We start from the raw sequence: 12336 nt of genomic DNA on the forward strand, positions 1-12336 counted from the left end.
GTATGGCATCGGGCTTGGCCTGACGATGGCCCTGAAAGAGAGCGCCTTTGTGCTGTGGGTGATCTATGGCCTGCTGGGGGAGAAACGCCTCGCCGACCAGGCGACCGCACTGAAGAGCCTCGGCTACGGCCGCTGGCAGTGCCTGCGCTGGCTGGTGCTGCCCGCCCTGCTGCCCGCCCTCGGCATGGTGCTGCTGGCCGCCACCGCCTGGAGCCTGTCGGCGGTAGACGTCGCCCTGGTGCTGGGGCCCGGCAATCCGCCCACTCTCGCCGTGCTGGCGTGGCAGTGGTTAAGCCAGGGCGATGAGCTGCAGCAGGCCAAAGGGGCGCTGGCCAGCCTGTTACTGATGACGATCCTCGGCGGGCTGGCGCTGGTGGCCTGGGGAGGGTGGCGGATACAGCGCCAGTACCAGCCCAATCTGCGCGGTATTCGTCACCCGCATCCTCATGCCCTGCCCGGCCGCCTGCTGGCGGCGCTGCTGCCGCTGAGCGGTCTGCTGGGCGCGCTATTGCTGGCGGGGCTGGCGCGCTCAGCGCCACCGCAGATGGATGCCCTCGGCAACAGCCTTGGCCTGGCGCTGGCGGCCTGCGCCCTCGGCGCGGCTGTCTGCCTGCTGTGGCTGGCCTGCGGCCCGACGCGGGGAGATGGCTGGGTCTGGCTGCCGCTGGTCCTGCCGGCCCTGCCGCTGGCCGCTGGCCAGTACCGGCTGGCGCTGTACGCCTGGCTAGACGGCGAATGGTGGACCGTCCTGTGGGGCCATCTGCTGTGGGTGGTGCCCTGGATGCTGTTTATTTTGCGCCCGGCCTGGCGCCAGCGCGATCCGCGGCTGACGGTTGTCGCCCGCACGCTCGGCTGGGGGCCCACGCGTATTTTCTGGCTGCTGACCCTGCCCTCGCTGACCCGCCCGCTGCTGACCGCCCTGGCGGTGGGCTTCTCAGTGAGCATCGCGCAGTATCTGCCGACGCTATGGCTGGGGGCAGGCCGTATCCCAACGCTCACCAGTCAGGCGGTGGCGCTCAGCAGCGGCGGCGAGGTGCAGACGCTCGCCGCCCAGGCGCTGTGGCAATTACTGCTGCCGGCGGTATGCTTTACCCTGACCGCTCTGCTGGCCTGGCTGGCAGGCCGCTATCGACGAGGACTTCGCTAGTGCTAACCGTAAACCATCTGACCCTGAGCGTGAGACGCCAGCCGCTGCTGCAGGAGGTCGCCTTTTCGGTAGCCCCGGGGGAGGTGCTGACGCTGATGGGCCCCTCCGGTAGCGGGAAATCAACGCTGTTTGCCTGGATGATTGGCGCCCTGTCCGGCGATTTTCGCGCCCGAGGCGAGCTGTGGCTCAACGAACGGCGTTGCGATACGCTGCCGACAGAGCATCGGCGCATCGGCATTCTGTTTCAGGACCCGTTACTGTTCGACCATTTCAGCGTCGGGCAAAATTTACAGCTGGCGCTGCCGGAGAACGTGCGCGGCGAGGCGCGAAAAGCCGCGGTGGAGGAAGCGCTTAGCCGCGCCGGGCTGGCGGGCTTCGCCCCGCGCGATCCGGCCACGCTCTCCGGCGGGCAGCGGGCGCGGGTGAGCCTGCTGCGCGCCCTGCTGGCGCGCCCCGAGGCGCTGCTGCTCGATGAACCCTTCAGCCGCCTGGATGCCAGCCTGCGCGCCGGGTTCCGCCGCTGGGTCTTTGAAGAACTGGCCCGCCAGGCCATTCCGGCGATCCTGGTGACCCACGATCGCGAGGACTGCCCGCCGACGGGGCGCTGCCTGGCGATGGAGCGCTGGCAATGAAGGACAATAGCGTGCAAACCTGCGTTACCGCAAAGAAATCGGCGCCTGGCGAGCGGAGAATACGCCCTCCACTTTTTACCGTCGGGCATTTCGATGAAACGTGTTTCTCAATTGACCGCACTCGCCCTGCTCATGGGGCTTGCTGCTTCCACTACCTGCGCCGCTGAAACCATGCCAGCGCTCACTCTCTCCCACCTGCAACAGCAGCACGGCGTGGCCATCGACACCCGGCTGAGCGCTTATTACAACGGCTGGCCGCAGCGCGCCAACGGCCCGGAAGGCCATGAGCCGCAGGCCCTCAATCTTTCCGCCCGCTGGCTCGGCGCCGTGAGCGACGATCAGCTGCGCGCCTGGGCTAAGCAGCACCAGCTCCAGTCCGATACCCCCATCGCGCTGTACGGCAGCCCGGAGGATAACGTCAGCGTCGCGGCGCGGCTGAAACAAACGGGTTTCACCCGGCTCAGCACCCTGAGCGATGCGCTGAGCCAGACCGACCGTCTGCAAAAGCTGCCGCACTTTGAACAGCTGGTCTACCCCCAGTGGCTGCACGACCTACAGCAAGGGAAAGCGGTCGCCGCCGCCCCGGCAGGCGACTGGAAAGTGTTTGAAGCCGCCTGGGGAGCGCCGAAGCTCTATCTGCTGAGCCATATCCCTGGCGCGGGCTATATCGATACCAATGAGGTGGAGAGCGAACCGCTGTGGAATAAAGTGTCCGACGCGCAGCTGAAGGCGATGCTGGCGAAGCACGGCATCCGGCATGACACCACGGTGATCCTCTATGGTCGCGACGTCTACGCCGCAGCGCGGGTGGCGCAGATCATGCTGTACGCCGGGGTCAAAGACGTGCGCCTGCTTGACGGCGGCTGGCAGACCTGGTCCGACGCCGGGCTGCCAGTAGAGCGCGGCATGCCGCCGGCGCAGCAGCCGGCGCCTGATTTCGGCGCGCCGATCCCCGGCCAGCCGCAGCTGATGCTGGATACCGAACAAGCCCGCGGGCTGCTGCATCGTCAGGACGCCTCGCTGGTCAGCGTCCGCTCGTGGCCGGAGTTTATCGGCACCACCAGCGGCTACAGCTATATCAAGCCGAAGGGCGACATCGCTGGGGCCCGCTGGGGCCACGCCGGGAGCGACTCCACGCACATGGAGGATTTCCATAACCCGGACGGCACCATGCGCAGCGCCGACGATATCGCTGCCCTGTGGCGCCAGTGGAACATTCTGCCGAGCCAGCAAGTGGCATTCTATTGCGGGACCGGCTGGCGGGCCTCGGAAACCTTTATGTATGCCCGCGCCATGGGCTGGCCGCACGTCGCGGTGTACGACGGCGGCTGGTACGAATGGAGCAGCAACCCGCACAATCCGGTGGCCCGCGGAGAGCGCGGCCCGGAAAGCAGTCAGTAACTCGCCCCGCCTCAGCGCGTCGCCCTTTGTCGGCGACGCGCGATACCCCGTTTACGCTGTGGTCGTTACCCGCTTTAAGGTCTGGTAGCCACTGCAGATGCGCGTCGCCGTCGTCAGCCAGCACAGCGCGCCAAACAGCCACGCCAGCCAGGCGAAATGCGCCGGAAACAGGCAGCCGAGGACAAACAACAGGATGGTCTCCGTCCCCTCCGTCAGTCCCCCGAGATAGTACAGCGATTTATGGGCGTAGCCGGGATTGGCGATCTGGTGCCTGGCCGCCAGGGCGGCAAAAGCGAGAAAGCTGCTGCCGGTGCCGATAAAGGCAAACAGCAGCCAGCCGCCCGCCAGGGCATTGTTCAGCGGATCCGCCAGAATAAAGCCGAACGGCACCAGGGCGTAAAAGAGAAAATCCAGCGCAATATCGAGAAAGCCGCCCGCGTCCGTGAGCCCGCGCCGCCGCGCCAGAGCGCCGTCCAGGCCATCCAGCAGGCGGTTAAGGAGAATGGCCGCCAGCGCCGCGCCATACCACCCCAGCGCCAGAAAGGGCAGAGCCAGCACGCCGATGGCAAAACCGACCAGCGTCAGCCCGTCCGGTGAGATGCCGGGGCGGTCAAGGACGCCGGCGACAGCGTTAAGCAGGGGTTTAAGGCGCGGATGCAGGTGGCTATCAAGCACGAAGGTCTCCAGCAGGGTTGGCGGTTGTCAGTTACGGTCTATGGCGGTGATAATAGGCCATATTCGTCTTATTAACCTTGATGCTTATGCTAAAAATGATTGATGTTGTCGCCGCCATTATTGAACAGGATGGCCAGATTCTGCTGGCGCAGCGTCCGCCCCACGCCGACCAGCCGGGGATGTGGGAGTTCGCCGGCGGCAAAGTGGAGCCGGGTGAAAGCCAGCCGCAGGCGCTGGCCCGCGAACTGCAGGAGGAGATGGGCATCATCGCCCGCCCGGCTTGCTATATCGCTAGCCATCAGCGGGAGGTCTCCGGCCGCCGGATCCATCTGCACGCCTGGTGGGTGCCGCACTTTCAGGGCACGCCGCTGGCCCACTATCACACTCAGCTGCGCTGGTGCCTTCCCACAGAAGCGCTGGCCCTCGATCTCGCCCCGGCCGATATTCCTCTGCTGCACGCCTTTATCGCCCAGCGCCCCACCCTTTCCGTCCGCTGATCCGCCCGCCGCCTCGTCATCGCTTTTAGTTATGACGAGCGGGCAATTATAAATTTTGTTGTCGGCTCAATTTTTCCTTGCTTGCCTAAGGATTAGCGGTGTTATAGTCGGAAAATCGGTTTTTTCAAGGACCGAATCATAATAAATACATGCAACCACAACCATAAGGGGAACTGATATCTATGGATCAGACGTGCACTCTGGAAGGCTTTCTCACCCGCGTTCAACAGCGCGATCCTCATCAAACCGAATTTGCTCAAGCCGTCCGGGAGGTGATGACCACCCTGTGGCCTTTCCTTGAGGAAAATCCGCGCTATCGTCAGCTTGCTTTGCTGGAACGTCTGGTGGAACCGGAGCGCGTGATCCAGTTCCGCGTGGTGTGGGTGGACGACCGCAATCAGGTCCAGGTCAACCGCGCGTGGCGCGTGCAGTTCAACTCGGCCATCGGCCCGTATAAAGGCGGGATGCGTTTTCACCCGTCGGTTAACCTGTCGATTCTCAAATTCCTTGGCTTCGAGCAGACCTTCAAAAACGCCCTGACCACTCTGCCGATGGGCGGCGGGAAAGGCGGCAGCGATTTCGATCCTAAAGGCAAGAGCGATGGCGAAGTGATGCGTTTCTGCCAGGCGCTGATGACCGAACTCTATCGCCACCTTGGCCCGGATACCGACGTACCGGCGGGCGATATCGGCGTCGGCGGTCGCGAAGTCGGCTTTATGGCCGGAATGATGCGCAAGCTCTCCAACAACAGCGCCTGCGTCTTCACCGGTAAAGGACTCTCCTTTGGCGGCAGCTTGATCCGTCCGGAAGCCACTGGTTACGGCCTGATCTACTTCACCGAAGCGATGCTCAAACGTCACGGCCTCGGCTTCGAAGGCGCTCGCGTGGCGGTTTCCGGCTCCGGCAACGTCGCGCAATACGCCATTGAGAAAGCGATGGAGCTTGGCGCGCGGGTGGTGACGGCCTCCGACTCCAACGGCACCGTCGTTGACGAAGCGGGCTTCACCAAAGAAAAACTGGCCCGCCTGATCGACATTAAAGAGCGTGCCCACGGCCGCGTGGCCGATTACGCCCGCGAATTTGGCCTCACCTATCTTGAAGGCCAGCAGCCGTGGTCAGTGCCGGTGGATATTGCCCTGCCTTGCGCGACCCAGAACGAACTGGACGTCGATGCCGCCCGCCAGCTGATTGCCAATGGCGTCAAGGCCGTGGCGGAAGGCGCCAACATGCCGACCACCATCGCCGCAACCGACCTGTTCCTGGAAGCTGGCGTGCTGTTTGCCCCGGGCAAAGCGGCCAACGCCGGCGGCGTGGCGACTTCCGGTCTGGAGATGGCGCAGAACGCCGCGCGCATGGGCTGGAAAGCGGAAAAAGTGGATGCCCGTCTGCATCACATCATGCTGGATATCCACCACGCTTGCGTGCAGTACGGCGGCGAAGCGAAGCAGACCAACTACGTGCGCGGCGCCAATATCGCCGGTTTCGTGAAGGTTGCAGATGCCATGCTGGCCCAGGGCGTGATTTAACCACCCCTAACTCCATCCCGGCGGCAGCCCGCCGGGATGCGTCTCACGACGTCATCGTGATCACCACTTTCCCCAGATGCTGACCACTGTCCAGACAGGCATGGGCCTCGGCAATCTCCGCCATCGGGTAGCTGGCGTAGATCAGCGGCTTGCATTTCCCTGCCTCTAGCAGCGGCCAGACGTGGCGGCGCAGCGCCTCGGCAATCTGTTGTTTCTCCGCCGCCGTCCGGCCGCGCATGGTCGAGCCGGTGACGGTGGCTCGCTTGAGCATCAGAGTCTGAATATCAACCTCATGAGCGATTCGCCCGCCCATAAAGCCGATGATGACCAGTCGTCCATCCTTTTTCAGTAGCCCAAGGTTGCGGTTAAAGTAAGGGCCGCCAACAATATCCAGAATGACGTCCACCCCTTCATCGTTGGTCAGCTGGCCGATTTTCTCGGCAAAATCATCGGTTTTGTAGTTAATCGCCTTAGCATAGGGACGTAGCGCAGCAATTTTTTCGTCCTGGCCGACGGTGGCATAGACGGTCATCCCCAGCGCGTGGCACAGCAGGACCGCGGTGGTGCCAATCCCGCTGGCGCCGCCGTGGACCAGAATGCTTTCGCCAGGCTGCAGCTTACCCAGCTGGAAGACGTTCGCCCAGACGGTGAAGAAGGTTTCCGGAATGGCGGCCGCTTCGCTAAAGCTGAGGCCCGCCGGGATCGGCAACGTCTGGCCTGCCGGCACGGCGCAGTATTCGGCATAGCCGCCGCCGTTGGTCAGCGCGCAAACGCGATCGCCGGGCGTAAACGCTGTGACCTGCGCGCCGACCTTAACAACCACACCCGCCACCTCGAGGCCGGGCACGGGGGTGACGCCCTCAGGCATGGGATACAGACCCTGGCGCTGCAGAATATCCGGCCGGTTGACGCCCGCCGCCTTCACCTCAATGAGCACCTCATGCTCCCCGATGGTGGGGATCTCCCCTTCGCGGATCTGCAATACCTCCGGGCCGCCCGGTTGGCTGATAGCAATATATTTCACGGGTCCTCCTTATCGCCTGTGAGAGAAATGGGGCATCGGCATCAGGAAAAGCGCAGCGGGCATCCCCTGCTCAGGGGCCCCGCATCCAGGCTCTTCCCGGCTGTTTAGTGTAGACCATTGGCCTGACTGGCGGAGAAGCGGTGGCCGCGGGATAACGCATCCTCGCGACCACCGGCGGGTTACTGCGGCGGCGGCGCGGTATCGTCTGCCGCTTTTTTGCCTTTCGGCTTCCCTTTACCTTTGCTGAACGACTTCTTCGCCCCGCCCGGCGCCACCAGGCCGCGGAACTGACGCACCGGCGTGCTGCGCGCCTGATCGATCAGTTGATACAGCGTCCCCACCAGCGGCTGCATAAAGTCCTGATAGCGGCACTGTTTCTCGCTGATTTGCGTCAACACCGACTCCCAGTGGGCGGTCATGTCCGGTCGCCCGGCCATCTCCGGCAGGGAATGAATGAGCGCCCTGCCGGCCTCCGAAGAGTGGATATAGCGCCCCTTTTTGCTCAGGAAACCACGCTTGAACAGCAGCTCGATAATCCCTGCGCGGGTCGCTTCCGTGCCGAGGCCGTCGGTGGCGCGGAGGATCTTCTTCAGATCTTTATCCTGCACGAAGCGGGCAATCCCGGTCATCGCCGACAGCAGCGTGGCGTCGGTAAAGTGGCGCGGCGGCTGGGTCTGACGCTCCACCACCTCGCCCCTCTCGCACAGCAGTTCATCGCCTTTGGCCACCACCGGCAGCGGCGTGCCGTCGTTCTCTTCATCGCGCTCTTTGCTGCCAAGCAGCGTCCGCCAGCCCGCCTCGGCCAGAAAACGCGCCTTGGCGACAAACTTGCCGTTGGCGATCTCAAGATCAATCTGGCATTTGCGGAACACTGCGTCAGGGCAGAACTGCATCAGATACTGGCGGGCGATCAGGGTGTACACCTTCGCTTCGTTATCGGTGAGCTTCACCTGGCTGCTGCGGGCGGTTGGGATAATCGCATGGTGCGCGTCGACCTTTTTATCATCCCAGCAGCGGTTGCGGATCTCCGGATCCACTACCGGCTGCGGCAGCAGGTCCGCCGCATGGACGGCAATCGCATTCAACACCGCATGGCGGCCAGCGAAGTGCTCTTCCGGCAGATAGCGGCTGTCCGAACGCGGATAGGTGATGAGTTTGTGGGTTTCGTACAGCTTCTGGCAGATATCCAGCACGTTCTGCGCGCTGAAGCCGAAACGTTTGGCCGCCTCAATCTGCAGCGCCGACAGCGAGAACGGCAGCGGCGCGGGTTCGGAATCGCGCTTATCGTTATAGCCGGTCACGATTGCCGGCTGGCCTTCGATGCGCTTAACCACATGCTCGGCCAGCGGACGATGCAGCAGGCGCCCTTCTTCATCCTGGTAAGGTTCGCAGGCTTCGCTCGGCACCCAGGTGGCGACAAAACGCTCCTCCTGCGGCGTGACGATATGCGCCTTCACGTCGAAGAAATCTTTGGCGATGAAATTTTCAATCTCTTCATCGCGACGGACCACCAGGCCAAGTACCGGGGTCTGCACCCGCCCCACCGAGAGCACCCCCTGATAGCCGGCGTTGCGCCCCAGCAGGGTGTAGGCGCGGGTCATATTGATGCCGTACAGCCAGTCGGCGCGGGCCCGCGCCAGCGCCGACACGCAGAGCGGCACGAACTCGCTGTTGGCGCGCAGACGGTTGATCGCCCGCTCCACCGCCTGCGGGTTGAGATCGTTAATCAGACAGCGCTGCACCTGCTGACGCTTCTCCGGCGCCAGCTGCAGGTAGTCGAGTACTTCGTCCACCAGCAGCTGCCCTTCTCTGTCCGGGTCGCCGGCGTGGATAACCTCCTCGGCGTCGCCGAGCAGGCGCTTGATGACATTCAGCTGTTTGGTGACCGAGGGCTTTGGCTGCAGCTGCCATTTCTCCGGCACAATCGGCAGATCGTTGAGATTCCACCGGGCATAGCGGCTGTCGTAGATGTCCGGCTGCGCCTGCTCCAGCAGGTGGCCGATACACCAGGTGACCACCTGCCCGTTGCCGCACTCAATATAGCCATCGCCTTTGCGGTGCGGTTTAGGCAACACATCGGCGATAGCCCGACCGAGACTCGGTTTTTCTGCAATAAACAACCGCATCGAATCAACGGATCTCGATCATGGGTCGCCCGCCGCGGGCGGTCACCAGCTCGCCGATGGCGGCCAGCTTAATGCCGAACTCCGCCGCGGCGCCCTGAACTTCCGCCTCCGCCTCCGGGGTCACCGCCAGCAGCAGACCGCCGGAGGTCTGCGGATCGCACAGCAGATCCCGCCACTCCGTCGGCATCTCGCCCATGAGATGGCCGTAGCTGGCAAAGTTGCGCCCGGTGCCGCCCGGCACCGCGCCGGCGGCGATATAGTCCTCCACCCCCGGCAGTTTTGGGATATCGGCATAGCGCAGCTGCGCCTGCACGCCGGCCCCGCGGCACACCTCGCTGAGGTGGCCGAGCAGGCCAAAGCCGGTGACGTCGGTCATCGCCTTCACCCCGTCGATGGCGGCAAACGCGGCGCCGGCGAGGTTCATCTGGCACATGGTCTCCGTCGCTAACCCTTGATGCTCTGGCTTGAGCAGCGATTTTTTCTCTGCAGTGGTCAGTACGCCGATCCCCAGCGGTTTAGTAAGATACAGTTTGCAACCCGCCTGGGCGGTGCTGTTTTTCTTGATGCGCTCGGTGGGCACCACGCCGGTGACCGCCAGACCGAAGATCGGCTCCGGGGCGTCAATGGAGTGGCCGCCCGCCAGCGCGATCCCCGCCTGCTGGCAGGCAAAGCGCCCGCCCTCCACCACTTCGCGGGCGATTTCCGGCGCCAGGGTGTTGATCGGCCAGCCGAGGATGGCAATCGCCATAATCGGTTTCCCGCCCATAGCGAAAATATCGCTGATGGCGTTGGTGGCGGCGATGCGGCCAAAGTCGAACGGGTTATCGACAATCGGCATAAAGAAATCGGTGGTGCTGACGATCGAGGTGCCATTACCGAGATCGTAAACGGCGGCATCATCGCTGGTTTCGTTGCCGACAAGCAGGTTTGGGTCGACAAACTTCGCCTGCTCGCTATGCAGGATAGTTTCCAGCACTTTCGGGGAAATTTTACAACCACAACCGGCTCCGTGGCTGTATTGCGTTAAACGAATGGCTTGCTCGCTCATGGACATCTCCTGTCATTGCAATCCCGCTATGTTAGCGCCCAAACGCCAGGGTGGTAAGTACGACAGTCTGAAATCGCGTATGGTTGCTCATTAAGCAGACAAAAAGCCGTTTTTGCGAGACACGGCAATTTTTTCCCGACCATTTTCACTTTTACTTAAAGATGACAGAAATGTGACAGCACAGGACTGTCTTCTCTGGAATGATTATGACGTAAGGAAATTCTAATGAAAAAGCGTGTTCTTGCCCTTTGCCTGGCCAGTTTCTTCTCCGTTAACGCCTTTGCTCTGGTTCCCCCCGGGAACGATGTCACCACCAAGCCCGATCTCTACTATCTGACCAATGCCCAGGCCATCGACAGCCTGGCGCTGTTGCCACCACCGCCGGCGGTGGGCAGTATCGCATTTTTAAACGATCAGGCGATGTATGAGCAAGGACGTCTGCTGCGCAATACCGAGCGCGGGAAGCTGGCGGCAGAGGATGCCAACCTCAGCGCGGGCGGCGTAGCCAACGCCTTCTCCAGCGCCTTTGGTTCGCCGATCACCGAGAAAGACGCGCCGCAGCTTCACAAACTGCTGACCAATATGATTGAAGACGCCGGCGACCTGGCGACCCGCAGCGCGAAAGAGAAATACATGCGCATTCGCCCGTTTGCGTTCTATGGCGTCTCCACCTGCAACACCACCGAACAGGACAAGCTGGCGAAAAACGGCTCTTACCCGTCCGGGCATACCTCTATCGGCTGGGCCACCGCCCTGGTGCTGGCGGAGATCAACCCGCAGCGGCAAAACGAAATTTTGAAGCGCGGCTATGAGCTCGGCGAGAGCCGGGTGATCTGCGGCTATCACTGGCAGAGCGATGTCGATGCGGCGCGCATCGTCGGCTCCGCGGTGGTCGCTACGCTGCACACCAACCCGGCCTTCCAGCAGCAGTTGCAGAAAGCCAAAGATGAATTCGCGAAAAGGCAGAAGTAACGTCATCGCCGTTGCATTCCCGGATGCGGCGCCTGGCGCGTCTTGTCCGGGCTACAAAAACCGCGATTGATTCGAATGGTAGGGGTTGTAGGCCGGGTAAGGCGCCAGCCGCCACCCGGCATAGATGCGGCTCCGAGCCTGCTGCCATCGCCCGGCGGCGCTGCGCTTGCGCGGCCAGCCGGACGGTTCCCTCTCCCTCCGGGAGAGGGCCAGGGTGAGGGGAAGCACTGCAGTGTGGTTGTTTATGTTATCTATGGCTTCAGCGTAGTTTGCGCTCCCGGTTAATCGTCTGCGTTATGTCACTCATGGCGCCGGGAGCGCACAGGGGGCGGCCAGTCGCCGCCGCCCCCTGTACCCCCGGGCTCCGGCCAGCAAAATCGCCGCTGCGCGGTCCCTTCGACTTATCCCTGCAGGCTTCGGGTCGGGCCGAGGCAGTGTCCCTGCAAAACACGGCCCTCAGCCCGCATCCATGCGGGCTGCCCCGGCCTGCCGGGAACGTCTCAGCGATTTTGAGGCCGTCAGCACCGGCAGTTTCAGCAAGAAAAGTGAATAAATTAACGACAGGTCGTACGAACGTAGGCCGGGTAAGGCGACAGCCGCCACCCGGCACAAAATCAGCTCTGTGCCCGCTGTCCTTGCCCGGCGGCGCTGCGCTTGCGCGGGCCTACAGACAATCAGAGCCGGATGCGTTGGCCGGGTAAGGCGCCAGCCGCCACCCGGCATAACACACGCGGACTCAGAATCGCGTCACAAACGGCGCGGTATCCGGCAGGGCAATGGTGGTTGAGGCTTTTAGCTGCGGCGTCCCCAGATAGAGGAAGCCGACAATTTTATCCTGTTCGCGGCACTCGAAGCCGGCCCGCACCACCGGACTCTCGGTCAATGCTCCGCTGCGCCAGATACCGTTGAATCCCTGAGCCAGGGCCGCCATCTGCATCGCCATCACCGCGCAGCCAGCGGACATTTCCTGCTCCCAGCGCGGCACCTTAGGGTGGTCTTCACAGCGCGCGACCACGGTAATAATCAGCGGCGCGCGGAACGGCGCATTGCGGGCTTTCTCAATTCCCTTCTCATCCTGGCCGGCCTCTCTGGCCCCTTTTTCCAGCAACTGGCTGAAGCGCTCGCGGCCGTCATCGGCGATAATAAAGAAGCGCCACGGCTGCAGGGTGCCATGATCCGGGGCGCGCAGCCCGGCGCGCAGAATGTTTTCCAGCTGTTCGCCCGCCGGGGCAGGTTCCGCCAGGCGGGAAGCGCTCCGGCGATTAAGCAGTAGATCGAGAGCATCCAT

11 protein-coding genes are annotated in these 12336 nt (G+C 63.1%); 6 read left to right on the forward strand and 5 right to left on the reverse strand.

What is annotated here, in order from left to right:
* From KHQ23_RS21550 to KHQ23_RS21560, 3 genes are all read left to right on the forward strand, one after another.
* Positions 1–1147, forward strand: a 1147-nt coding sequence (locus KHQ23_RS21550; protein WP_211777060.1) for an ABC transporter permease subunit, incomplete at its 5' end; no start/stop codon positions are given.
* The gene (locus KHQ23_RS21555) at positions 1147–1779 is read left to right on the forward strand and encodes an ATP-binding cassette domain-containing protein (RefSeq protein ID WP_032434352.1); all 633 of its coding nucleotides are present in this window, start codon (positions 1147–1149) and stop codon (positions 1777–1779) included. The genes KHQ23_RS21550 and KHQ23_RS21555, both read left to right, overlap by 1 nt.
* Positions 1780–1872: 93 nt before the next feature.
* Positions 1873–3180 carry a sulfurtransferase gene (locus KHQ23_RS21560; RefSeq protein ID WP_032434350.1) on the forward strand — a complete coding sequence of 436 codons (1308 nt, stop codon included), beginning with the start codon at positions 1873–1875 and terminating at the stop codon, positions 3178–3180.
* Positions 3181–3231: 51 nt separating this feature from the next.
* On the opposite strand, the gene KHQ23_RS21565 is transcribed toward KHQ23_RS21560, so the two are convergent.
* Positions 3232–3855 carry a CDP-alcohol phosphatidyltransferase family protein gene (locus tag KHQ23_RS21565; protein WP_004183674.1) on the reverse strand — a complete coding sequence of 208 codons (624 nt, stop codon included), beginning with the start codon at positions 3853–3855 and terminating at the stop codon, positions 3232–3234.
* Positions 3856–3941: 86 nt separating this feature from the next.
* Between KHQ23_RS21565 and KHQ23_RS21570 the strand changes: the two genes are divergently transcribed.
* Positions 3942–4352 (forward strand): pyrimidine (deoxy)nucleoside triphosphate diphosphatase, encoded by a 411-nt coding sequence (locus KHQ23_RS21570; RefSeq protein ID WP_004176525.1) that lies wholly within the window; start codon positions 3942–3944, stop codon positions 4350–4352.
* A gap of 182 nt (positions 4353–4534) precedes the next feature.
* Positions 4535–5878 (forward strand): NADP-specific glutamate dehydrogenase, encoded by a 1344-nt coding sequence (gdhA, locus tag KHQ23_RS21575; RefSeq protein ID WP_004176526.1) that lies wholly within the window; start codon positions 4535–4537, stop codon positions 5876–5878.
* A gap of 43 nt (positions 5879–5921) precedes the next feature.
* Here the strand turns inward: gdhA and KHQ23_RS21580 are convergent, their stop codons facing one another.
* From KHQ23_RS21580 to selD, 3 genes are all read right to left on the reverse strand, one after another.
* Entirely contained in the window at positions 5922–6902 is a 981-nt protein-coding gene (locus KHQ23_RS21580) for an NAD(P)H-quinone oxidoreductase (RefSeq protein ID WP_032434348.1), read from the reverse strand.
* Between the two features lie 179 nt (positions 6903–7081).
* On the reverse strand, positions 7082–9028 hold the full coding sequence (locus tag KHQ23_RS21585; protein WP_019705495.1) for a DNA topoisomerase III: 1947 nt from the start codon (positions 9026–9028) through the stop codon (positions 7082–7084).
* A 4-nt stretch (positions 9029–9032) separates the two neighbouring features.
* Positions 9033–10076: a selenide, water dikinase SelD gene (gene selD / locus KHQ23_RS21590; RefSeq protein ID WP_016946408.1), complete on the reverse strand. Its 1044-nt coding sequence runs from the start codon at positions 10074–10076 to the stop codon at positions 9033–9035.
* 225 nt (positions 10077–10301) lie between these two features.
* On the opposite strand from selD, the gene phoC reads away from it, so the two are divergent.
* Positions 10302–11048: an acid phosphatase PhoC gene (gene phoC, locus KHQ23_RS21595; protein ID WP_002901387.1), complete on the forward strand. Its 747-nt coding sequence runs from the start codon at positions 10302–10304 to the stop codon at positions 11046–11048.
* Positions 11049–11784: 736 nt separating this feature from the next.
* Here phoC and KHQ23_RS21600 read toward each other — a convergent pair.
* Positions 11785–12336 (reverse strand): NAD(P)H nitroreductase, encoded by a 552-nt coding sequence (locus KHQ23_RS21600; protein WP_004176531.1) that lies wholly within the window; start codon positions 12334–12336, stop codon positions 11785–11787.

The sequence above is a fragment of the Klebsiella sp. 64 genome, from assembly GCF_018223915.1.
Lineage (GTDB): Bacteria > Pseudomonadota > Gammaproteobacteria > Enterobacterales > Enterobacteriaceae > Klebsiella > Klebsiella pneumoniae.

Bases quoted from the DNA above. Each gene is read 5' to 3' on its own strand.
- KHQ23_RS21560 (WP_032434350.1), top strand. From the start codon at position 1,873: ATGAAACGTGTTTCTCAATTGACCGCACTCGCCCTGCTCATGGGGCTT.
- KHQ23_RS21570 (WP_004176525.1), top strand. From the start codon at position 3,942: ATGCTAAAAATGATTGATGTTGTCGCCGCCATTATTGAACAGGATGGC.
- gdhA (WP_004176526.1), top strand. From the start codon at position 4,535: ATGGATCAGACGTGCACTCTGGAAGGCTTTCTCACCCGCGTTCAACAG.
- KHQ23_RS21585 (WP_019705495.1), bottom strand. From the start codon at position 9,028: ATGCGGTTGTTTATTGCAGAAAAACCGAGTCTCGGTCGGGCTATCGCC.
- selD (WP_016946408.1), bottom strand. From the start codon at position 10,076: ATGAGCGAGCAAGCCATTCGTTTAACGCAATACAGCCACGGAGCCGGT.
- phoC (WP_002901387.1), top strand. From the start codon at position 10,302: ATGAAAAAGCGTGTTCTTGCCCTTTGCCTGGCCAGTTTCTTCTCCGTT.
- KHQ23_RS21600 (WP_004176531.1), bottom strand. From the start codon at position 12,336: ATGGATGCTCTCGATCTACTGCTTAATCGCCGGAGCGCTTCCCGCCTG.